A 20556-nucleotide genomic window follows, 5' to 3' on the forward strand; every position below is an offset into this window, starting at 1 on the left:
AGACCGCGCAGCGCATGACGGCCCGAACCCGCGTTCGCGGGGCGTCGTCCCCGGGGTAGCCGCGGTCACCCACGATCGCTGAGTTGTCAGAAGGTGGCCGGGGCATACCCCGGCCACCTTCTGACAACTCAGCGGGGCTCAGTCGCGGGCTGCCCGTTCCGCGGCGGCCTTCGCGGCGTCCCGCTCGCGCTTGCGTGCCTCCTTGAGGCGCTTCTCGGCCTCGCGCACGGCCTTCTCGGCCTCGCGACGAGCCTTGGACGCCTCCTTCACCTTGGCGTCGCGCGCATAGAGCTCGGCGGCCTCGCGCTCCTCGTGCGGGGGGAGCGGGGACTCGGCGCGCTCGGCGGGCGTCCGCTCGACGTAGACCCCGATCCCGTCGAGGACCCGCTCGAGGCCGAACACGACGTCGTCGACCCCGTCGTCCTCGCTCAGGTAGGCGCCCGAGGCGACCACGGGGTGCAGGTACGGGAAGCGTTCGGGCGTCACGAGCTCGGAGAAGACCTCGGCGTACGCGGCCCCGCTCACGTCGCGCCCTGCCGGGTCCTGCCGGGCCCCGCGCAGCTCGCGCTGGATCCGGGCGGCGCTCTGCGCGTAGCTCGTGACGAGCATGATCATCGCGAGCTTGTCGGCGTCGGACAGCGAGGTGCCGTGCATCGCGCGCAGGCCCAGGTCGACGAACCGGAGGTTGTTGGGCGTGAGCGGGACCCCCTGGACCGCGACGTCGAGGAACCAGGGGTGGGCCTCGTAGACCGCGAGCGACGCGAGCGCGAACTCGCGCAGGCCACGCCGCCACGTGGGTTCGTCCCCTGCGGGGATCCGCCCCTCCAGGACCGCGGTGAGCTCGGGTTGCGCCCCCGAGGGGAGGTCGACGTCGATCGCCTGCTCCTGCATGAGGAGCAGCAGGTCGTCCTTGCTCGTGACGTACCGGTACAGCGACATGGTCGTGTACCCCAGGGCCGCCGCGAGCTTGCTCATCGAGAGCGCCCCGAGCCCCTCGGCGTCGGCGATCTCGATGGCCTGCTCGACGATCCGCTCGATGCTCAGCTCGCGACGAGGGCCGCGCTGCGGGTTCTCGGCCACGCCCCACGCCAGGGCGATGGCGTGGGGCAGGCCGGGATCGGTGGTGTCCGTCATGGGTACATCATCGCTGCTCCGGTCGTGATCGCCGCCCGGGCGGAGACGGGCGGGAACGGCGTCGGCCGCACGGGTCGAGCGCCCTCAGTGCGCCGTCCGGCGCCGGTAGAGGATCGACGCCGCGGCGCACGAGACCGCGAACATGCCCACGAGCCACGCGAGCGCCGGCCCGAGCTGCCCCGCGGTCGATGTCCCCGAGAGCAGCGCGCGCAACGTCTCGATGATGGGTGTGAACGGCTGGTGCATCGCGAAGCCGTGCAGCCACGTCGGCATGGTCTCGACCGGCACGAACCCGCTCGACAGGTACGGCACGAACAGGAAGAACATGTTGAAGCTCGCCGCGGCGTCGACGCTCAGGACCAGGCCGGCGAGGCAGCTCAGCCACGTGAACGCGAGGACCATGAGGGCGAGGTAGCCCGCGACGCCCACCCAGCCGCCCAGGTCGGCCCCGGGACTGAAACCGAGCGCGACGGCCACGAGCAGGACGAGCGTGGCCGACACGAGGTTGCGGACCGTGCTGGCCAGGACGTGCGCCCACAGGACCGAGGGGCCGAAGATCGGCAGGGTCTTGAAGCGGTTGATCGTGCCGCTCGTCATGTCCTGGGCCACCGAGAGCGCGGCCGTCGCCGAACCGAAGCCCAGGCACAGGACCAGGATCCCGGGCACGACGTAGTCGACGTAGCTCCCGTCGTCCTCGATCGCCCCGCCGAACACGATGACGAACACGAGCATGATGAGGACGGGCAGCATGAGGGCCGTGACCAGCCCGTCGACGCTGCGCAGCGTGCGCCGCAGCTCGCGGCCCGTCATGGCCGAGACGTCGCGCAGCGCGGTCGTGGGGGACTGGCCGACGCGGGCCGGTGCCGTGCGCGAGGGGCGTCCCGGTGCGGGGCGCCGCGTGGTGGTCGGTGCCGTGGTGCTCATCGCAGGCCTGCCTTCGTCGTCGCGGGGGAGACCGCGGGCTGGGTGGGGGCGGACGGGGTGGTCGGGGTGCCCTGCGCCTGGATCGTGGCCCGCGCGGCGCGTGATCCCGTGAGGGCGAGGAACACGTCGTCGAGCGAGGGCTTGACCACGGACACGCCCGTCACGGGGATGCCGCGCTCGTCGGCCCGCGCCAGGACGTCGCGGACCGTGCGGAGCGGGTCCGTCGTCGGGACCAGCGCCGCGAGGTCCTTCTCGTCGACCCCGGAGATCTCGAGGCCGATCTGCTGGACGGACGCGAGCGCGTGGGAGTCCTCGACGTCGACCCGCACGTGCTGGCCGGGGACGAGGGCCTTGAGCTCGCTCGCGGTCCCGCGGGCGACGATCCGCCCGCCGTCGAGCACCGCGATGGTGTCGGCGAGCCGGTCCGCCTCCTCGAGGTACTGGGTCGTGAGCAGGACCGTGATGCCGTCGGCCGCGAGCTCGCGGACCACGTCCCAGAGCTCGGAACGAGACTGCGGGTCCAGACCGGTGGTCGGCTCGTCGAGGATCAGGACCTGCGGGCTCGCGACCAGGCTGATCGCGAGGTCGAGACGCCGGCGCATGCCGCCCGAGTACGTCTCGACGCGGCGCCGGGCGGCGTCCGTGAGGTCGAAGCGGTCGAGGAGCTCGGCCGTGCGGGCCCTGACGGCTGCTCGCGGCAGGTGCGCGAGCCTGGCCATCATCGCGAGGTTCTCCTCGCCGGTCTGGAACTCGTCGACCGAGGCGTACTGGCCCGTGAGCGCGATGACCTCGCGGACCCGCGCGGCCTGGCGGACGACGTCGTGCCCCGCGATGGTCGCGGTCCCGGCGTCGGGGCGGACGAGGGTCGTGAGGATGTTGACGGCGGTCGTCTTGCCCGCGCCGTTGGGTCCGAGGAGGGCGAAGATCTCGCCTCGTCGGACGGACAGGTCCACGCCCTGCAGGACGGCGTGGGATCCGTAGGACCTCGTGAGTCCCCGGACGTCGATCATCGGGTCGGGCATCGCTACCTCCGTGTGCGTCGCAGACTGTTGTGTACCTCCTACACTGTGTAGACCATACGCACTGTGTGTGACGTACACAAGAGGTGGATTTCCCGTGACCCGCGCACGGACGGCCGGATACCGTGACGGCATGCAGCCCGCCACGCACCAGGCCGAGTTCCGTCACGCCCGCCTCGTCGAGGTCTACGACGCCCAGAACACCTGGGGTCCGGACGACGACTACTTCCTCGCCCGCGCGGCCGAGGGCCCGGGCGGGCGGGTGCTCGACCTCGGGTGCGGCACGGGTCGGCTGACCGTGGCGCTCGCGGACGCCGGGCACGAGGTGACGGGCATCGACCCCGCGGGCGCGGCTCTCGACGCGGCCCGGCGACGTCCCGGTGGTGAGGCCGTGACCTGGGTCCACGGGACGTCCGCCGACGCGCCCGCGGACGCGTTCGACGTCGCCCTCATGACGAGCCACGTGGCCCAGTTCTTCGTCGCCGACGACGAGTGGGCGGGCGTCCTTGCCGACCTCCGGAAGGCCCTCGTGCCGGGCGGGCTCCTCGTCTTCGACACCCGCGACCCCCGTGACCGTGGTTGGGAGGCGTGGCACGCCCCCGACGACCGCGACCCGGTGACGCTGAGCGACGGCCGCGTCGTGCAGACCTGGAGCGAGGTCACGGGCGAGCGTGACGGCGTCGTCGACTTCACGCTCGGCTACGAGATGCCCGAGGGGGACGAGCTCACGAGCACCGCGACGCTGCGGTTCCGCGCCGAGGACGTGGTGCGTCGGAGCGTCGAGGCGGCGGGGTTCGCCGTCGAGCAGGTCGATGGCGGGTGGGGGCGCGAGGCCGTCGGAGAGGGGGCCGGCGAGCTGCTCGTCGTCGCGCGCGCCGTCTGAGCCGCGGGGTGTCGACGCCGTACCGGGGTCGGACGCGAGCGGCCCGCGACGCTGGGGCGTCAGAAGGGGGCCGGGGTGTACCCCGGCCCCCTTCTGACAGCCTGGCCGCGCTCAGTCGCGCAGCGACGCCATCCACGCCTCGATGTCCTCGGGGCGGCGGGGGAGCGCCGCCGAGAGGTTCTCGTTGCCGTCCTGCGTGATCAGGACGTCGTCCTCGATGCGGATGCCGATCCCGCGGTACTCCTCGGGGACCGTCAGGTCGTCGCTCTTGAAGTACAGGCCGGGCTCGATCGTGAAGACCATGCCGGGCTCCAGGACGCCGTCGACGTACAGGTCGCGGCGCGCCTGCGCGCAGTCGTGCACGTCGAGGCCCAGGTGGTGGCTCGTGCCGTGCACCATCCAGCGGCGGTGGAACTGGCCCTCGGGGGCGAGGGACTCCTCGGCGGTCGCGGGCAGCAGGCCCCACTCGGCGAGACGCTCGGCGATGACCTCCATCGCGGCCGCGTGGATGTCGCGGAAGCGGGCCCCGGGGACGGCGACCGCGAAGGCCGCGTCGGCGGCGTCGAGCACCGCGGTGTAGATGCGGCGCTGGACGTCGGTGTAGGTGCCGTCGACGGGCAGCGTGCGCGTGACGTCGGCCGTGTAGAGCGAGTCGACCTCGACGCCGGCGTCGAGCAGCACGAGCTCGCCCGTGCGGACCTGGCCGTCGTTGCGGATCCAGTGGAGCGTCGTGGCGTGCTCGCCCGCGGCGGCGATGGTCTCGTAGCCGACCGTGTTGCCCTCGAGGCGGGCGTGCGCGTCGAACGTCGTCTCGATGACGCGCTCGCCGCGGCGGTGCCCGGTCGCGCGCGGCAGGTTGCGTACGACCTCCGCGAAGCCCGCGATCGTCGCGTCGACGGCCTCGCGCATGTGCGCGACCTCGAGCGCGTCCTTGACCAGGCGCAGCTCGGAGGCGGCCTCGACGAGCGTGGCGTCCGCGGCGGCGTCGTCGGCCTGGCCGTTCTCGAGGCGGATGGCCTCGACCAGGGCCTCGATGTTCTCGTCCGCCCCCGTGACGACGAGCAGCACCACGTGCTCGCCGACGTCCTTGGCCAGCGCGTCGCGCAGCTCGTCGACGTGAGCCGCCTCGATCCCGGTGAGGGTCGTGACGTCGTCGAGGCTGGGGCGGGCCCCGACCCAGAACTCGCCGTAGCGCGAGTCGGCGTAGAACTCGTCGGTGTCGCGCGCCGCGAGGGGGCGCACGTAGAGGACGGCGTGGTGGTTCGAGCCGTCGTCGCCCGTGCCGGGCTCGACGGGGTGCAGGACCAGGACCGCGTCGGGCTCCTGGTCGGTGCCGAGGCCCGTGAGGTGCGCGAACGCCGAGTGCGGGCGGAACCGGTAGTCGGTGTCGTTCGAGCGGACCTTGAGCGGGCCGGCGGGGATCACGAGGCGCGCACCCGCGAAGCCTGCGGACAGCTCGGCGCGGCGGGCGGCGGTGTACGGGGCGGCGGCGCCGGCCTCGACGTCGCTGCTCGCGCGCGGCGCCCAGCCGCTCGTGATGAACGCCTTGAAGGCCTCGGAGTCGGGCCGGTGCGACCGGTTGTCGTTCCGGGCGGCGATCTCCTGCTCGGACTCCGCGGCCGGGGCGCTGACGGGGGTGGTGTCGTTGCTCATGGCCACCAGTCTCCCATCGGTCGCTGGGAGGGCGCGTGCGGCCCGACGGCGGAGCACCCCTCGGGCGCAGAGGTGGCGTGACGCGTGGCGCACCCCGGACGGCGCTCGGGTGTGCTCCGGGTGCTGTCGGGGAGCGCGTGCGGCCGTCGAGCAGCCCTGCCGCAGCAAAAGATGACTGCGCTGTCATTCATAATTGACAGCGCAGTCATTCGCGGGAATGCTGGGCCGCGGACGCTCGTCGTCCGGCACCGGTGCCAGCCGCTCTCGCGACCCCACGTCGTCGTCGGACGGGCGCCGGACCGCGCACCGGTGCGCGCCGGACGAGGCCTGAGCGTCGTGGGCATCGCTGCCCGCTCGGACGTCGAAGAGGACGAACACACATGAGACGATCACGACTCGCCACGCTCTCCGCGGGGCTCGCGCTGCTGATCGGGGCGGGCATCGCCTCCCCGGTCGCCGCAGTTCCGCAGGACCCGTCTGAACCGCGCCCGCCCGTGGACCACTCCCTCGAGGTGAACCCCTTCGTCGGGACGGAGAGCGAGGGCAACGCCTACCCCGGCGCCACGGTCCCGTTCGGCATGGTCCAGCTCAGCCCGGACAACTCCAACTCCTACGCCTCGACCTCCTACAGCAAGAACGCCGGGCGGGTCTGGGGCTTCAGCCACCGGCACGTCAACAGCGCAGGCTGCCCCGCGGCGGGCGAGCTGCTCGTGACCCCGGACACCACCGCGGCCCCGCGCACGGCCCGGACCCCCATCGCGATCAAGGACCAGGCGAGCACCGAGAAGGCGGTCGCCGGCTTCTACGAGGTCACGCTCGCCAACGACGTGCACGCAGAGCTCACCGCGACCACCCGCGTGGGTGCGCACCGGTACACGTTCCCGGCCTCGACCACGTCGCACCTGTCGTTCAACGTCGGGCAGACGCTGCGCGACGCGGGCGCCAGCTCGGTCACGTGGGTCGACGACCACACGCTCGAGGGCTGGGTCGACAACGGCGGCTTCTGCGGCGGCACGCCCGCCAAGCAGCGCTACTTCTTCAGTGCCACGTTCGACCGCCCCGTGTCCTCGTCGGGCACGTGGGGCACCACCGGCGCCTACACCGCGGGCTCGACCACGAGCCAGGTCACGACGGGCCGCAACGGCGCCGTCGCGGTGTTCGACACGACCACGGACCGCGACGTCGAGGTGAGCGTGGGCGTGTCCTTCGTGAGCGTAGACGGCGCTCGCGGCAACCGTGAGGCCGAGGCCGTGCGCGACGGCGTCCAGGTCGGGTTCGACGAGATCCGCGAGGAGGCGCGCGACGCCTGGAACACCGAGCTGGGCCGCGTCGACATCGAGGCCTCGCCCGAGAAGCGCACGATCTTCTACACCCAGCTCTACAAGACGCTGCTGTCCCCGACGATCGGCAACGACGTCGACGGCCGGTACCGCGGCATGGACCTCGAGGAGCACCAGGCCGACGGCTGGGACTACTACCAGAACTTCTCGCTCTGGGACACGTACCGCACCCAGGCGACGCTGCACGCCCTGCTGCTCCCCGAGCGCGCCGAGGACATCGTCCGCTCGATGTACCAGCACCGCGTCGAGGGCGGCTGGCTGCCCCGCTGGTCGCTGGGCGCGCTCGAGACCAACATCATGGCCGGCGACCCGGTCACGCCGTGGCTCGCGGAGAACTTCGCCATGGGCACCGTGCCCGACGACATCTCGGACGAGCTCTGGGGCTACCTCGTGGAGAACGCCACGACGGCCCCGCCTGCCGGCGTCGCGTCGGTGGGTCGCCAGAGCGCGGCCTTCTACAACGAGAACGGCCACATCCCGTTCTACCCCGAGAACGAGGGCGGCCTGGGCGGGCAGTACGAGGAGTACCGTCACGGCGGCTCGTCGACGCTCGAGTTCGCGCTGTCCGACGCGGGCCTGGGGGCGGCTGCTCAGCGCCTCGGCAAGACCGAGGACGCCGAGGCCTTCCTCGCCAAGGGCCGCAACTGGCAGACGCTGTGGAACCCGGACGTCCAGCTCTCGGGCGGTTTCCAGGGCATGGTCAACGCCAAGCGCCCCGATGGTACGTTCGTCACTCTCCCCGAGCTGACCGACGTCACGCGCACGGGCTTCCACGAGGGTGTCCCGTGGCAGTACCAGTGGATGGTCCCGCAGGACGTCACTGGTCTGGCCGAGGCGATGGGTGGTGAGGACGCGTTCGTCGAGCGTCTCGACTACTACTTCGACATGCCGGCGCTCGCGGCGAAGCCGGGCGTCTCGCCCTCGACGTGGGCGCGCGGTGGCAGCTCGTACTACCAGACGATCCGCTACAACCCGGGCAACGAGCCGACGATCACCAACGCGTGGCTCTACGGGTACGTCGGGCAGCCGTGGAAGACGAACGACGTGCTGGCTGCGAACCTCAACCGGTTCCCGAACACGCCGGGCGGGGGCGTCGGCAACGACGACCTGGGCACCCTGGCCGCCTGGTACGTCATGGCCGCGCTCGGGTTCGAGCCCGTCCTGCCGGGCTCGGGCATGCTCGCGCTCAACGCGCCCAAGGTCCAGTCCGCGACCGTCACGACCGACGCGGGCACGACGTTCGCCATCTCGGCCGAGGGGGCCAACGAGGACCTGCCGAGCTACGTCTCGGGCGTCACGCTCGACGGTGCCGAGCACACGGCCGCGTGGATGGACGCCTCGGCGATCCAGGACGGCGGCACGCTCGAGTTCGACCTGGCCGACTCGAGCGCGGGCCTCACGTGGGGCACCGCGCCCGCGGACCGCATCCCGAGCCTGTCGGCGCCGCTCCCGCCGCTGCCCGTCGAGGTCACCGCGACGGTGCGCTGCGCGGGCAAGAACGCCCAGGTGTCGGTCAAGGCCACGAGCTCGGCCGACACCGCGGTCGACGTCGTCCTGGCGACGCCGTTCGGGACGAAGTCGTTCCACGGGCTGCAGCCCGGCAAGAGCGCCGCGCAGACGTTCAACGCGCGCTCGGGCTCGGTCGAGGCCGGGACGGCGAGCGTCACGGTGACGCTCCCGGGCGCCGAGCCGCGCACGGTGGAGGTCGCCTACCCGGCGACGTCCTGCGGCTGACGCCGGCCCGCACGTGCCGGTGCGGGAGGTGAGCAGGAAGCAAGAAGAAGGCCCCAGGTGCCCGACGGCGGTTCTCGCCTCGGGTGCCTGGGGCCTTGTCGGTCCTGGGTCGTCACGGCCCGGGGTCGCCGGGCGTGGCGCTCAGGACGGTCGTGTCACGCGGCCGCGCCGACCGGCTCGAGGCGTCGAGCGGGGGACCAGCGGCTCGTGAGGTCGCCCAGCGCCCGCGAGAGCGCGTCGTTGAACGCGTCGGGGGCGTCGAGGTTGACGTCGTGGCCCGCGCGCGGCACGACCACGAGGGCTGTGTCGGGGGCCGTGTCGAGGTAGCGCTTCTCGTCGAGGCGCAGGTGGTCGCGCTGGCCGTTGATGAGCCAGACCGGCACCTTGGCGGCGCGGAGGTCGGCGCGCGAGGAGCGGCCCGCGAGCTCGTGCAGCACGTCGGTCACGACCTGCCACGCGGGCCGGCCGGGGAGCCGCGGGTCGGCGAACGTGCCGGCCCCGGTGAGCTGGGCCGAGGCGCGTGCTCCACCCGGCAGCGACCTTCCGGCGCGCAGCACGTCCTGGACGCGGCCCAGCGCGCGACGGGTCGCGGTGCCCGCAGCGTCCATGAGGCTCGCGGCCTCGCGGAAGAGCGCGACGGGCTTGCCGCGCGGGTCGGCGCTGCACGCGCACGCCACGATGCCCGCGAGCCGGTCGGGGTGGCTCGCCGCGTACGCGAGCGACGTGTAGCCGCCGAGCGACATCCCGACCACGACGACGGGGACGTCGTCGGGGAAGGACGCGACGGCATCGTCCAGGATCTCGAAGGCCCGTGCGAGCGTGAACCGCTCGTCGCTGCGCTCGCCGTGCCCCGGCAGGTCGACCGCGACCGCGAGGTGGCCCGCCTCGCGCACGTGGGCGAGCTGACGCCCCCAGATCGCGTTCGAGGTGCGCACGCCGTGCACGAACACGACGGCGGCAGGGGTCCCGGCCGAGGACGCCTGCGCGAGGCTCGGGAGGAGGTCGATCGACGGGTCGGACGGGAAGGCGGAGGCCCGGAGGGAGGGCTGGCTGTTTCGCATCGCTTCGGATGCTGCCAGCGCCACCTGGGAGCAGTGCGAAAGCACGGGGAGCCTCCCGTGAACGTCCTGTGCGGGCCTTGGGACGAGGCCGTCAGCCGATCGCCTGCTCGAGGACGAGCGCGGTACCGATCAGGATCATCGCGACGCCCGAGACCCGCGTGACGACGCGCGCCGCGCCGGGACGGGAGCGCAGGACGTGCCGTGCCCCGAACGCCACGAGCAGGTAGACGACTGCGCAGCCGACCATGTGCACCGCGCCCAGCGCCGCGATCTGCGCGCCGACGGGCCAGCGCCCCGCCGGGTCGGTGAACTGCGGCAGCAGCGCCAGGAACAGCAGGAGGACCTTGGGGTTGAGCCCGCTCGTCCCGAGTCCTTTCGCGGCCTGGCGTACCCACGACCCGGCGACGTCTTCCCTCTCGGTGACAGGACCACCCGGGCGGGCGAGCATCGTCACGCCGAGCCACGCGATGTACGCCGCACCGAGCATCGTCAGGACCGTCAGGAGAGCCGGGGAGCGGGACACCAGGACGCCGACCCCGGCGGCGACGACGAGCGCGGCCGCGAGGTGGCCGGCCAGCATCCCACCCACAGCGGGCAGGACCGACCGGTGGCGCAGGCCGGCCGTGATCGCGTACGCCCAGTCGGCCCCGGGTGTCACGACGAAGACGAGCGACACCGCCCAGAAAGCGGCGATCGTGGCGACGGGCATCGTTCCTCCAGGGGCATGGGCGCCGACCTCCGGCGCGAGAGCAACGTTAGGTCGGAACCGGGCAAAGGTGCTTCCAACTTCTTGCTCTGAATCACGATGAGGTGGAAAGATCTCGTGCATGGACGACATCGACCGGCAGATTCTTGCCGAGCTGCAGCAGGACGGCCGGCTCACGCTCACCGAGCTCGCCGAACGGGTCCGCCTGAGCGTCTCGCCGTGCCACCGGCGGCTGCGGGCGCTCGAGCGCTCCGGGGTCATCAGCGGCTACCGCGCGCACCTCGACGCGAGCTCGGTCGGGCTGACCTTCGAGGCGCTCCTCTTCGTGACCATGCAGTCTGCGACCCGGGAGACGCTCGAGGCGTTCGAGACCGCGGTCGTCGAGGTGCCGAACGTCCTGCAGGCCCAGCGCCTCTTCGGCGACCCCGACTACCTCCTGCGCGTCGTCGCGAGCGACCTGCCGGGCTTCCAGGTGCTGTACGACGAACGGCTCTCGACCCTGCCCGGCGTGATGCGCCTCAGCTCGACGCTCGTCATGAAGAGCGTCGTCGAGGACAGGGCCCTGCCTCTCTAGGTGGCCTCGCGGTGCCGTGCGGCACGCAGGCCGCAGCAGACCCGCCGGACCCGTCCGCCTCGGTGAGCGCCGTCGTCGGGCCCCTCCCGGCGGGCCTCGACGCGCGCGCTCACTATCCTGAGGGGGTGCTCATCGACCTCCACACCCACTCCACGGCGTCCGACGGGACCGACGCCCCGGCGCAGGTCGTCGAGGACGCAGCCGCCGCAGGGCTCGACGTCGTGGCCCTCACCGACCACGACACGACCGCGGGCTGGGCAGACGCCGCGCAAGCGGCCACCCGCAGCGGCATCGCGCTGGTGCGGGGCGCGGAGATCTCGGCCCGCTCGGGGCACGTCTCGGTGCACCTGCTGAGCTACCTGCACGACCCCACGCACCCCGACCTGCTGGCCGAGACCGAGCGCACGCGTGTCGACCGCGTCTCGCGGGCCCGGCGCATGGTCGAGCGGATCGGCGAGGACTACCCGCTGACGTGGGAAGATGTCCTGTCGCAGACCGAGGAGGGGACCACGATCGGACGCCCGCACATCGCGGACGCCCTGGTGGCCACCGGCCACGTCAGCGACCGTTCGGCGGCATTCGCCACGATCCTGCACCCCGGCACGGGCTACTACGTGCCGCACTACGCCCCTGACGTCCTGGACGCCGTGCGCGCGGTGCGCGCGGCCGGTGGGGTGCCCGTCTTCGCCCACCCGGGCGCCGACGGGCGAGGACGCGTGGTGCCGGACGCGGTCATCGAGCAGATGGCCGACGCAGGACTGCTGGGGCTCGAGGTGCACCACCGCGACCACAGCGCACAGCAAGTTGCCCGTCTCGAGGACATCGCCCACACCCTGGGCCTCTTCGTGACGGGTTCGAGCGACTACCACGGAGCCGGCAAACCGAACCGGCTCGGCGAGAACACGACAGCACCACGAGTGCTGGAGACGATCGAGGAGCTAGGCACGTTGGACGTGATCCGATGACGGCGCGGGCGGTGATGTCGTGAACGACATCATGGACCTCCGCCTCTTCACCGAGGTGTTCATCACGCTGTTCGTGATCATGGACCCTCCCGGGACGGTACCGATCTTCCTGGGCCTGACGAGCGCCATGGGTGCCAAGCAGCGCAACCAGGCCGCCAGGACCGCGATCCTCGTCGCGTTCGGCGTGATCGTGTCGTTCGCGGTGTTCGGCCAGCAGATCCTCAACTACATGGGCATCTCGCTCCCGGCGCTCAAGGCGTCCGGCGGGCTCCTCCTGCTGCTGGTCGCGATGGAGCTGCTCACGGGAAAGATGGAGGAGCCGACGCCGTCGGGCAACAAGGGCGTCAACGTCGCCCTGGTCCCGCTCGGCACGCCGCTCCTCGCGGGCCCCGGTGCGATCGTCGCGACCATGGTGTTCGTCCAGCGAGCCGACGGGTCCGCTGCGGACTGGGTCGCGATCGCGGCGGGCGTCGTCGCGGTCCACATCACGCTCTTCCTGGCCATGCGCTTCGCGAACGTCATCCACCGTGTCCTCGGGGACTCGGGCACGATCCTCGTGACCCGCATCGCGGGTCTGCTGCTCGCGGCCATCGCGGTGCAGCTCGTCGCGGACGCCGTCACCGCGTTCGTCCAGGCGGCCAGCTGACGCCCGGCCGACCGTAGCGCCCCGACGCCCGCGAGACCATCAGGTCTCGCGGGCGTCGTGCTGTCCAGGCGCGTCCAGGCGCGTCGACGCGCGACGATCCGCGAGCCCGACGGGCGTTACCCGATCGGTACGGACGTCCCCGTCCTGGTATCGCACCCACGTCCTAGGGTGAGCCCCGGAGGGGCGCCGCATCCTTCCGTCATGAGTATCGAAGGAGTGCTGGTGAACTCACCGCGTCGCCGTCGACCCGTCGCCCTCACGACCGGGATCGCCCTCGCCGTCCTGACCGTCTCGCTCGTCGCGGGATGCACTCCCGAGGAGAAGGACGTCGCCTCGGCCGGCCTCGGGCTCGTGCCGGTGCCCACGGACGTGAGGGTCGACGGGGGAGGCGCGTTCGTGCTCGACGCGGACTCCACGATTGCGCTGGTCACGCCCGAGGTCATGGCCCCGGACGTCCACCACGTCGGTGAGGAGCTCGCCGAGCGCCTCGGGACCGCGACGGGTTTCGACCTGCCGCTCGGCCCGGCGGTCGACGGCGCCGTGGGTGAGATCCGTCTCGAGCTCGTGCCGGACACCGAGGTCGTCTGGGAGCGGGACGGCCTGCTCGACGACACGGGTGTCGACGCCTACGAGCTCACGGTCGACGACGAGCAGATCGTCCTGACCGCCACGTCGCCTCCCGGTCTGTTCCGTGGCGTGCAGACGTTGCGCCAGCTCTTCCCGCCGGAGCTCGAGGCGACCACGGTCCAGGAGGCGCCTGCGGGCGGGTGGACCGCCCCGGCGGTCACCATCTCCGACGAGCCCCGGTTCGCCTACCGCGGCGCGATGCTCGACGTCGCGCGCCGCTTCTACCCGGTCGAGTCCGTCAAGCGGTTCGTCGACCACGCGTCGACGTACAAGCTCAACGCGCTCCACCTGCACCTGACGGACGACCAGGGGTGGCGCATCGCGGTCGACGCACTGCCCGAGCTCACCGAGGTCGGCTCCACCACGCAGGAGGGGTGGGAGCCCGGGACGGGGGACGGTGAGCGCTGGTACTACACCGCGGACGAGTACGCGGAGATCGTCGCGTACGCGCGCGACAAGTACATGACGGTCGTCCCGGAGATCGACGGGCCGGGGCACACCCTCGCGGCGCAGGCGTCGCTCGGCTCGCTCACCTGCGACGGCGTCCCGACCCCGCTGTACTGGGGCCCCGAGGTCAACAACCCGATCGTCTGCGCGAGCGACGAGAACCTGGGCAACGTCCAGGGCTTCCTCGAGACGGTCCTCGCGTCCGTCGCGGGGCAGAACCCCGGCCCGTACCTGCACCTGGGCGGCGACGAGGCGCCCAGCCCGCCCGGCTGGTACCAGAGCTACGCCGAGGCCGCGAACGAGATCGCGACAGGCCACGGCAAGACCGTGATCGGCTGGCACCAGTGGGGGGCGTCCGAGGAGCTGCCTCCCGGCGCGCTGATCCAGTACTGGGGCGTGGGGGAGCGGCTGCGCGGGGTCATCGGCGGGGAGGCGACGAACGCGGACCTGGTCGACGTCCAGGCCGCGCTCGACAAGGGCGCCCGGCTCATCATGTCGCCCGCCGACCGCACGTACCTCGACATGAAGTACGACGAGGACACCCCGTACGGCCTGGAGTGGGCCTCGCGCATCACGCTCGAGGAGGCGTACGACTGGGACCCCGCGACCGAGCTCACCTCGCCCGACGGAAAGAGCACCCTGGCGGACGAGTCCGACATGGCGGGCGTCGAGGTGCTGCTGTGGTCCGACCGCTCCTACCCCGACAGCCTCGCGGGCCTGCCGACGAGCACCGACGTGTTCGTGCCCGTCGACACGTACACCGACTTCATGCTCTTCCCTCGGCTGCCGGCGACGGCAGAGGTCGCGTGGTCGGAGCAGGCCGACCGTAGCTATCCGGACTTCCGTGACCGGCTCGTCCAGGTGTCCCCGCGCTGGACCGCAGCGGGCATCGGGTGGAACCAGGTCGCCGACGTGGACTGGGCCCCGTGACGGCGTGAGGGGCCGCACCCGCCTCGGCTGAGGCGTCCCGCCGGGACCTACCAGGCCCCGGGGTCGGGCTCGGCCGCGACGAACGTGACCCGTCCGTCGTCGGACACCACGAGGCCCGGGTTGTGGGCGACCTCCCAGCGGAACCCGTCCGGGTCCGCGAAGTACCCCGAGTAGCCGCCCCAGGCGCGCACCTGCGCGTGCACGACGACGGAGCCTCCTGCGGCGAGCGCGCTCGCTAGGACGTCGTCCACCTCGGCGGGCGAGCCGACGTTGTGCGCGAGCGCGACGGGCGTCACGGGCTCGGGACCGTGGTGCCCCTCGTGGATGCCGGGACCGGCCTCTTCGAGGAGGTCGGCCCGGCGCCACAGCGACAGCAGCAGGCCGTGACCGACCTGGAGGAAGACGACCTCGCCCAGCACCTCGTTGACGGGTGCCCAGCCCAGCCCGTCGACGTAGAAGGCGCGTGCCCGGGCGACGTCGCGCACCCCCAGGGTGATCAGGCTGACGCGAGGTTCCATGGATCCACGCTAGCCCCGACGCGTCGGGCACGCCGCCGCTGCGCCCGCGCGCGTGACGGTTCCCGGGACGACGGCGGGCCGCCGCTCCGAGGAGCGACGGCCCGCCGTCGGTGTCGTGCGTCGAGGGTCACTCGGCCGGAGCCGGCGCCCCCGTGGTGCCGGCGCCCGAGCCGCCGTGCGTGCGGCGACGGTTGCGCTGGCGGCGGGGACGCGACGGAGCGCCGTCCGCGGACGCCCCGGCGGCCGGAGCCTCGGCGCGCGGAGCCTGCTCCGCACCCGTGGAGACGGCCGGTGCCGAGGAACGCTGCGCGCCCTCGGAGCTGCGGCCACCCTCACGTCCACCGGACCGGCCGGCGTCGCGCGAGCTGCTGCGACCGCTGTCGCGGCCACCCGACCGGCCGGCGTCGCGCGAGCCCGAGCGGCCCGCGTCGCGGCCTGCGTCGCGACCGCCGCGCGCGGACGACGGCGAGCCGCCGCGCTTGCCGGTCTCGCCCAGGTCCTCGAGCTTCTCGGCGTCCAGGCCCGCGCGGGTCTGCGCGGACTTGGGCAGTCGGCCCTTGGTGCCCTCGGGGATGTTCAGGTCCGAGTACAGGTGCGGGGAGGTCGAGTACGTCTCGACGGGCTCCGGGATGTTCAGGTCCAGGGCCTTGTTGATGAGCGACCAGCGGGGCACGTCGTCCCAGTCGACGAACGTGACGGCCGTGCCCTTGTTACCCGCGCGGCCCGTACGGCCCGTGCGGTGCAGGTAGGTCTTCTCGTCCTCGGGGCACTGGTAGTTCACGACGTGCGTGACGTCGTCGACGTCGATGCCACGGGCCGCGACGTCGGTCGCGACGAGCACGTCGATCTTGCCCGAGCGGAAGGCGCGCAGCGCCTGCTCGCGGGCGCCCTGGCCCAGGTCGCCGTGGATCGCGCCTGACGCGAAACCGCGGTCGGCGAGCTCGTCGGCGACCTTGGCGGCCGTGCGCTTGGTGCGCGCGAATACGATCGTCAGGCCGCGGCCCTCCGACTGGAGGATGCGCGCGAGGACCTCGACCTTGTCGAGCGCGTGCGCGCGGTAGACGACCTGCTTGATGTTCTTGACGGTCTGGCCGCCGTCGTCCGGGTCGTTGGCCCGGATGTGCGTCGGCTGCGTCATGTAGCGGCGGGCCATCGAGACGACCGCGCCCGGCATGGTCGCCGAGAAGAGCATGGTGTGGCGGGCCGCGGGCGTGCGGGAGAGGAGCTTCTCGACGTCGGGCAGGAAGCCCAGGTCGAGCATCTCGTCGGCCTCGTCGAGCACGACGCAGCGAGCGCGCGTGAGGTTGAGGTGGCCCTGGTTCATGAGGTCGATCATGCGCCCGGGGGTGCCGACGACGACCTCGACGCCCGCGTTGAGCGTCGCGATCTGCGGCTCGTACGCACGGCCGCCGTAGAGCTGGATGATGCGGACGCTGCGCTTGGCCGAGGCGGCCTCGAGGTCGCCGGCGACCTGGACGGCGAGCTCACGGGTCGGCACGATGACGAGGGCCTGCGGCTTGCCCGGTGCGGGGAGCTGGTCGAAGCCCTCCTCGCCCGGGGCGATGACGCGGTGCAGCAGCGGCACGCCGAAGCCCAGCGTCTTGCCGGTGCCGGTCTTGGCCTGGCCGATGATGTCGTGCCCCGACATCGCGACGGGCAGGGTCATGGCCTGGATGGGGAACGGGTGGGTGATGCCGGCGTCGGCCAGCGCCTCGACGATCTCCGGGCGGACACCGAAGTCCGCGAAGGAGACGTCCTTGGCCTGGACGCTCGACGAGAGCGTGCCCTGTGCGTCGTCGACAGGGGCCTCGGCAGGGGTGAGGTCGAGCTCGGTGGGCTCGACAGGTGTTTCGGTGGTGGTCACTGGTGCCTCGTGGTTCTGATGTCTGGCGCGAGGCCCCGCACGTGCGTGATCGACCCGACGGTTGGCGGGTCCACGATGCTCCGGGAAGATCCCAGGCAGGTACGGTCTCTCGCGCCTAGTGGCCGGCAGCCGATCGTGGGTATTCGCCGCGAAGACGTCGTCGGGGGTCGTCGGCCGTGAGGCGCGAACCCCGGTTCCGCCCGCGCGCACCGACCGAGGTCGGCGTCGTGCAGTGTCGTTCGCAAGTCTTTCGGCACGGGGTGGGGCTCACGAGCACCCACCGGGGACCGGGGATTCGGACGACCGGGCAACCGATGTACCCCCCCATACTATCGGACGGCACCCGTCAAGCCGATCATTGCCCGTCATGTCGCGTCCCACGACGGGGACGCTCGGCGTGACTCGACTATCCTGACCCGATGAGCGAGCCGCAGCACCACGACCCGTCCGTCGCTACCGAGAAGCTCGCCACGGACCGTGACGCGATCGGTCTGCTGGGCCTCATCGCCTACACCGAGCTCGCGACCTTCGGCCGTCTCGCGGCCGACGCGGCGCACGCTCCGACCCTCGCGCAGCGCCACCAGCTCTCGCGCCACGCAGGCAAGATGCTCGCGCGCCACGAGCGCGTCCTCGAGCGCATCGCCGACCTGGGCGCCGACCCCGAGGCCGAGATGGGCGCGTTCGACGGCATCTTCGACGACTTCGAGGCGCGGACGCCGTCGAGCACCTGGTGGGAAGGCGTGCTCAAGGGGTACGTCGGTCACGGTGTCGCCGACGACTTCTGCCGCCTCGCTGCGGACGGGCTCGACGACGAGTCGCGCGACCTGGTCCTCGAGATCCTCTCGGACGGCGTCGACTCCGAGCGTTCGGCCACCGTCATCGCGGACGCCGCGGCGGCGGACCCCGTGCTCGCGTCGCGGCTCGCCCTGTGGGGACGGCGGCTCGTGGGCGAGGCGCTCGGGCTGGTGCAGACGCTGCTCTCCGAGCGTGAGGGGCTGAGCAGGCTCCTCGCGGACGGCGCGGGGCACCGTACCGAGGCGGGGACCCCGGGAGCCGCAGACGCGACGGGGACGGCCGCTGACCGCCAGGCGTGGGTCTTCTCGCAGCTGACGGCGGAGCACACGCGCAGGATGGGGCGGTTGGGCCTCGCGGCCTGAGCGGTCCGGGTCGGCCTCGCGGCCTGAGCGGGTGGTGCACAGCCTCGCGGCCTGAGCGCCCAGCGACCGTCGCGACGCAGAACGAGGGCGGTGCCCCGGCCGACCGGCCGGGGCACCGCCCTCGTTCTGCGTGAGCTCTCAGAGGGAGCCGAAGCCCACCCGACGCTGCTCCTCGGTACCGATCTCCACGTAGCCGATCGACGACGTCGGGACGATGACGCGGCGACCGCGCGAGTCGAGCAGCTCGAGTGCCGGACCGCCCGCCAGGGCGGCCGAGACGGCGGCGGCGACAGCCTCCGTGGTCTCCTCCGTCTCGATCACGAGCTCGCGGGCCAAGTTCTGCACACCGATGGTGACTTCCACGTGATTCTCCTTCGCGAGCGTCGCCCGCGGGTGATCCCGCCGGCCACTGGTCGACAACTCCTCCGATACTAACGAGATTCCCGAGGACCTCCGGTGCTCCCGCGCTGGTGAGGGCGCGCGCGGGCCCTGCTGAGGGCCTCCCGCGACCCCGACCCGTCAGGCGTCGCGGCGGAGCATCCCGTGGACGCCTCGCCAGGCGAGCGCGGGCAGCAGGCGGGTGAGCTCGGCGGTCGTCACGTCGCTCCCGGCGCGGACGGCCTCGGTCGCCGCGGTCCGGGCGATCGCGGTGCAGGTCCGGGCGACCACGAGCGCCTCCTGCTCGGTGAGCGACGTGAGCCGGCCGAGGACCTCGGCGAACTCGCGCGCGTTGACCTCGTCGGGTTCGAGCACGCGGGCCCGGACACCCGGGTCGCGCATGACGTCGGACTCGAACAGGAGCCCGGCCGACGGGCCGGCCGACCGCGCGTAGTCGACGTAGGCCCGCACGATCCCCTCGATCACGGCGAGCCCGTCGACCGCGAGGGCGTCGAGGTCCTCGGACGACGTGCCGGGGGCCGCGGAGCGGAACGGCGCCAGGACGGCCCGCACCGAGCGGACCAGGGCCGCGCCCTGCTCGTCGACCAGGGCCATGTAGAGGTCGAGCTTGGACGGGAAGTGCCGGTAGAGCACGGGCTTGCTGACCCCGGCGCCGTCCGCGATGTCGTCCATGGTGATGTGGTGGTAGCCGTGGTCGGAGAACAGACGCTCGGCGACGGCGAGCAGCTGCGCGCGCCGTTCGTCCCGCGGCATGCGCACGGGTATGGACCGTGTGGTTCTCGACTTCTCTGCGACCCCCGACATGCGGCGATAGTACGGGCAGCGGCGACGGGCCGTGACGGGCGGTGCGATCATGGACACGTGATGCCCCCGGAAGCCCCCCACGACGGATCGAGGGGACGCCCGGAGGGCGCCCCGCAGTGGCATGAAGGTGCAGGTCAGGACTCGTTCTCCAGCCCGACGGCGCCGCGCACCTCGCGCAGGTCGCGCGCCCGGGCGCGTCTGGGACGGGTCCGCAGACGCGGGATGCGGCGTGGTCCTGCTCTCGTCCTCGCGTCGGTCGGGCTGCTGGCGGGACTCGGGGCCGGGGGGCTCGGTGCGGGGGCGCTCCTGCCGGGAGCGCCCGGTGCCGCCGCCGGCGCGGTGGCGGACGGCGGGCCGGATGCCCCGGTGAGCGGCGCCGTCGGGCAGGCGGGCGACGGGACCCCCGCGGCGGGCGACACGACGGAGGATGCCGGCGACGCGACCGGCGGGGCGCCCGAGCCCCGGGGTGAGGACGTCGCGAGCCGGTCCGTCCGCGACCCCCAGCTGGGGCTCGACGGACCCGGGTCGCTTCCTCTCGTGCTCGAACGGGAGATCGAGGCGGGGTCGGGCCTGGTCGGGACCGAGGTGGTGCCGGACCTGGGCGGCGCGCTCGTGGTCGTGCCCGCGGAGGTCGCGGCGCCGGGGGCCGGGACGGTCAAGACCGTGCGGATCGAGGTCGAGGCGGGGCTGCCCGTGGACGGCGAGACGTTCGCGGCGGCCGTCATGGCGACCCTCAACGACCCACGGGGCTGGGGACCGGTCGACGGTGTGACGTTCGCCCGGACGGGAGGTGACGCGAGCATCCGCGTGGTCCTGGCGAGCCCGGCGACGACCGACCGGATGTGCGCCCCGCTCAAGACCGGCGGGACGTACTCGTGCGGTGTGACGGGTGCGGCGATCCTCAACTTCTCGCGCTGGGTCGAGGGGGCCTCCGACTTCGACGGCGACATGGGGCTCTACCGGCACTACCTGGTGAACCACGAGGTCGGGCACGTGCTGGGTCACCGGCACGTGAGCTGCCCCGCGCCCGGGACGCTCGCCCCCGTCATGGTGCAGCAGTCGATGTCGACCGAGGGCTGCCTGCCCAACGGGTGGCCGACGCTCGGGTAGCCGGGCAGGGTGTTCTTCCAGCGGCTGCCGGTGGCGCCGCCCGGGACGCCGGAGCGGGCTC

At 72.7% G+C, this 20556-nt stretch carries 18 protein-coding genes; 8 read left to right on the forward strand and 10 right to left on the reverse strand.

The features are described from left to right. Positions 1-138: 138 nt before the first annotated feature. From ASE27_RS06415 to ASE27_RS06425, 3 genes are all read right to left on the reverse strand, one after another. A complete protein-coding gene (locus tag ASE27_RS06415; RefSeq protein WP_056647711.1) occupies positions 139-1134 on the reverse strand; it encodes a TetR/AcrR family transcriptional regulator in 996 nt (331 codons plus the stop codon). Between the two features lie 84 nt (positions 1135-1218). After that, complete coding sequence (locus tag ASE27_RS06420) at positions 1219-2058, reverse strand: ABC transporter permease (RefSeq protein WP_082608622.1); 840 nt, start codon at positions 2056-2058, stop codon at positions 1219-1221. Next, positions 2055-3080 carry an ATP-binding cassette domain-containing protein gene (locus ASE27_RS06425; protein WP_082608623.1) on the reverse strand — a complete coding sequence of 342 codons (1026 nt, stop codon included), beginning with the start codon at positions 3078-3080 and terminating at the stop codon, positions 2055-2057. The genes ASE27_RS06420 and ASE27_RS06425 overlap by 4 nt, the downstream gene beginning before the upstream one ends. A 130-nt stretch (positions 3081-3210) precedes the next feature. On the opposite strand from ASE27_RS06425, the gene ASE27_RS06430 reads away from it, so the two are divergent. After that, positions 3211-3960, forward strand: a complete 750-nt coding sequence (locus ASE27_RS06430; RefSeq protein ID WP_056647925.1) for a bifunctional 2-polyprenyl-6-hydroxyphenol methylase/3-demethylubiquinol 3-O-methyltransferase UbiG — start codon at positions 3211-3213, stop codon at positions 3958-3960. A 111-nt stretch (positions 3961-4071) separates the two neighbouring features. Here the strand turns inward: ASE27_RS06430 and ASE27_RS06435 are convergent, their stop codons facing one another. After that, complete coding sequence (locus tag ASE27_RS06435; RefSeq protein ID WP_056647714.1) at positions 4072-5613, reverse strand: aminopeptidase P family protein; 1542 nt, start codon at positions 5611-5613, stop codon at positions 4072-4074. 380 nt (positions 5614-5993) lie between these two features. Here ASE27_RS06435 and ASE27_RS06440 point away from each other — a divergent pair, with 380 nt between their 5' ends. Next, the gene (locus tag ASE27_RS06440; protein WP_082608624.1) at positions 5994-8687 is read left to right on the forward strand and encodes a GH92 family glycosyl hydrolase; all 2694 of its coding nucleotides are present in this window, start codon (positions 5994-5996) and stop codon (positions 8685-8687) included. 155 nt (positions 8688-8842) lie between these two features. Here ASE27_RS06440 and ASE27_RS06445 read toward each other — a convergent pair whose 3' ends face one another. Both ASE27_RS06445 and ASE27_RS06450 read right to left on the reverse strand, forming a co-directional pair. Beyond that, complete coding sequence (locus ASE27_RS06445; RefSeq protein WP_082608625.1) at positions 8843-9748, reverse strand: alpha/beta fold hydrolase; 906 nt, start codon at positions 9746-9748, stop codon at positions 8843-8845. 91 nt (positions 9749-9839) lie between these two features. Further along, positions 9840-10457 (reverse strand): LysE family translocator, encoded by a 618-nt coding sequence (locus ASE27_RS06450; protein ID WP_056647721.1) that lies wholly within the window; start codon positions 10455-10457, stop codon positions 9840-9842. 118 nt (positions 10458-10575) lie between these two features. Between ASE27_RS06450 and ASE27_RS06455 the strand changes: the two genes are divergently transcribed. The 4 genes from ASE27_RS06455 to ASE27_RS06470 all read left to right on the forward strand — a co-directional run bounded on the left by ASE27_RS06455 (position 10576) and on the right by ASE27_RS06470 (position 14643). Further along, positions 10576-11028, forward strand: coding sequence for an Lrp/AsnC family transcriptional regulator (locus tag ASE27_RS06455; RefSeq protein ID WP_056647725.1), 453 nt, complete (start codon positions 10576-10578; stop codon positions 11026-11028). Positions 11029-11153: 125 nt separating this feature from the next. Then, the gene (locus tag ASE27_RS06460) at positions 11154-11993 is read left to right on the forward strand and encodes a PHP domain-containing protein (protein ID WP_056647931.1); all 840 of its coding nucleotides are present in this window, start codon (positions 11154-11156) and stop codon (positions 11991-11993) included. 31 nt (positions 11994-12024) lie between these two features. Continuing rightward, on the forward strand, positions 12025-12639 hold the full coding sequence (locus tag ASE27_RS06465; protein WP_225220218.1) for a MarC family protein: 615 nt from the start codon (positions 12025-12027) through the stop codon (positions 12637-12639). A gap of 201 nt (positions 12640-12840) precedes the next feature. Beyond that, complete coding sequence (locus ASE27_RS06470; RefSeq protein WP_082608626.1) at positions 12841-14643, forward strand: beta-N-acetylhexosaminidase; 1803 nt, start codon at positions 12841-12843, stop codon at positions 14641-14643. Positions 14644-14690: 47 nt separating this feature from the next. On the opposite strand, the gene ASE27_RS06475 is transcribed toward ASE27_RS06470, so the two are convergent. Then, entirely contained in the window at positions 14691-15161 is a 471-nt protein-coding gene (locus ASE27_RS06475) for a VOC family protein (RefSeq protein ID WP_056647734.1), read from the reverse strand. Between the two features lie 127 nt (positions 15162-15288). Beyond that, positions 15289-17025, reverse strand: a complete 1737-nt coding sequence (locus ASE27_RS06480; protein WP_056647737.1) for a DEAD/DEAH box helicase — start codon at positions 17023-17025, stop codon at positions 15289-15291. Positions 17026-17444: 419 nt separating this feature from the next. Between ASE27_RS06480 and ASE27_RS06485 the strand changes: the two genes are divergently transcribed. Beyond that, complete coding sequence (locus tag ASE27_RS06485; RefSeq protein WP_056647741.1) at positions 17445-18182, forward strand: ferritin-like fold-containing protein; 738 nt, start codon at positions 17445-17447, stop codon at positions 18180-18182. Positions 18183-18320: 138 nt separating this feature from the next. Here the strand turns inward: ASE27_RS06485 and ASE27_RS06490 are convergent, their stop codons facing one another. Further along, the gene (locus ASE27_RS06490) at positions 18321-18545 is read right to left on the reverse strand and encodes a DUF3107 domain-containing protein (protein ID WP_056647744.1); all 225 of its coding nucleotides are present in this window, start codon (positions 18543-18545) and stop codon (positions 18321-18323) included. A 156-nt stretch (positions 18546-18701) separates the two neighbouring features. Continuing rightward, positions 18702-19385, reverse strand: coding sequence for a TetR/AcrR family transcriptional regulator (locus tag ASE27_RS06495; RefSeq protein WP_056647934.1), 684 nt, complete (start codon positions 19383-19385; stop codon positions 18702-18704). Positions 19386-19607: 222 nt separating this feature from the next. On the opposite strand from ASE27_RS06495, the gene ASE27_RS06500 reads away from it, so the two are divergent. Continuing rightward, the gene (locus ASE27_RS06500; RefSeq protein ID WP_056647749.1) at positions 19608-20495 is read left to right on the forward strand and encodes a DUF3152 domain-containing protein; all 888 of its coding nucleotides are present in this window, start codon (positions 19608-19610) and stop codon (positions 20493-20495) included. The last annotated feature ends 61 nt before the right edge of the window (positions 20496-20556 follow it).

Source organism: Oerskovia sp. Root918, from assembly GCF_001428945.1.
In the GTDB taxonomy this organism is placed as follows: Bacteria; Actinomycetota; Actinomycetes; order Actinomycetales; family Cellulomonadaceae; genus Oerskovia; species Oerskovia enterophila.

Excerpts from the sequence above, each read along its gene's own strand:
- ASE27_RS06415 (WP_056647711.1), bottom strand. The coding sequence starts at position 1,134 with ATGACGGACACCACCGATCCCGGCCTGCCCCACGCCATCGCCCTGGCG.
- ASE27_RS06420 (WP_082608622.1), bottom strand. The coding sequence starts at position 2,058 with ATGAGCACCACGGCACCGACCACCACGCGGCGCCCCGCACCGGGACGC.
- ASE27_RS06425 (WP_082608623.1), bottom strand. The coding sequence starts at position 3,080 with ATGCCCGACCCGATGATCGACGTCCGGGGACTCACGAGGTCCTACGGA.
- ASE27_RS06430 (WP_056647925.1), top strand. The coding sequence starts at position 3,211 with ATGCAGCCCGCCACGCACCAGGCCGAGTTCCGTCACGCCCGCCTCGTC.
- ASE27_RS06435 (WP_056647714.1), bottom strand. The coding sequence starts at position 5,613 with ATGAGCAACGACACCACCCCCGTCAGCGCCCCGGCCGCGGAGTCCGAG.
- ASE27_RS06440 (WP_082608624.1), top strand. The coding sequence starts at position 5,994 with ATGAGACGATCACGACTCGCCACGCTCTCCGCGGGGCTCGCGCTGCTG.
- ASE27_RS06445 (WP_082608625.1), bottom strand. The coding sequence starts at position 9,748 with ATGCGAAACAGCCAGCCCTCCCTCCGGGCCTCCGCCTTCCCGTCCGAC.
- ASE27_RS06450 (WP_056647721.1), bottom strand. The coding sequence starts at position 10,457 with ATGCCCGTCGCCACGATCGCCGCTTTCTGGGCGGTGTCGCTCGTCTTC.
- ASE27_RS06455 (WP_056647725.1), top strand. The coding sequence starts at position 10,576 with ATGGACGACATCGACCGGCAGATTCTTGCCGAGCTGCAGCAGGACGGC.
- ASE27_RS06465 (WP_225220218.1), top strand. The coding sequence starts at position 12,025 with ATGGACCTCCGCCTCTTCACCGAGGTGTTCATCACGCTGTTCGTGATC.
- ASE27_RS06470 (WP_082608626.1), top strand. The coding sequence starts at position 12,841 with ATGAGTATCGAAGGAGTGCTGGTGAACTCACCGCGTCGCCGTCGACCC.
- ASE27_RS06475 (WP_056647734.1), bottom strand. The coding sequence starts at position 15,161 with ATGGAACCTCGCGTCAGCCTGATCACCCTGGGGGTGCGCGACGTCGCC.
- ASE27_RS06485 (WP_056647741.1), top strand. The coding sequence starts at position 17,445 with ATGAGCGAGCCGCAGCACCACGACCCGTCCGTCGCTACCGAGAAGCTC.
- ASE27_RS06495 (WP_056647934.1), bottom strand. The coding sequence starts at position 19,385 with ATGTCGGGGGTCGCAGAGAAGTCGAGAACCACACGGTCCATACCCGTG.
- ASE27_RS06500 (WP_056647749.1), top strand. The coding sequence starts at position 19,608 with ATGCGGCGTGGTCCTGCTCTCGTCCTCGCGTCGGTCGGGCTGCTGGCG.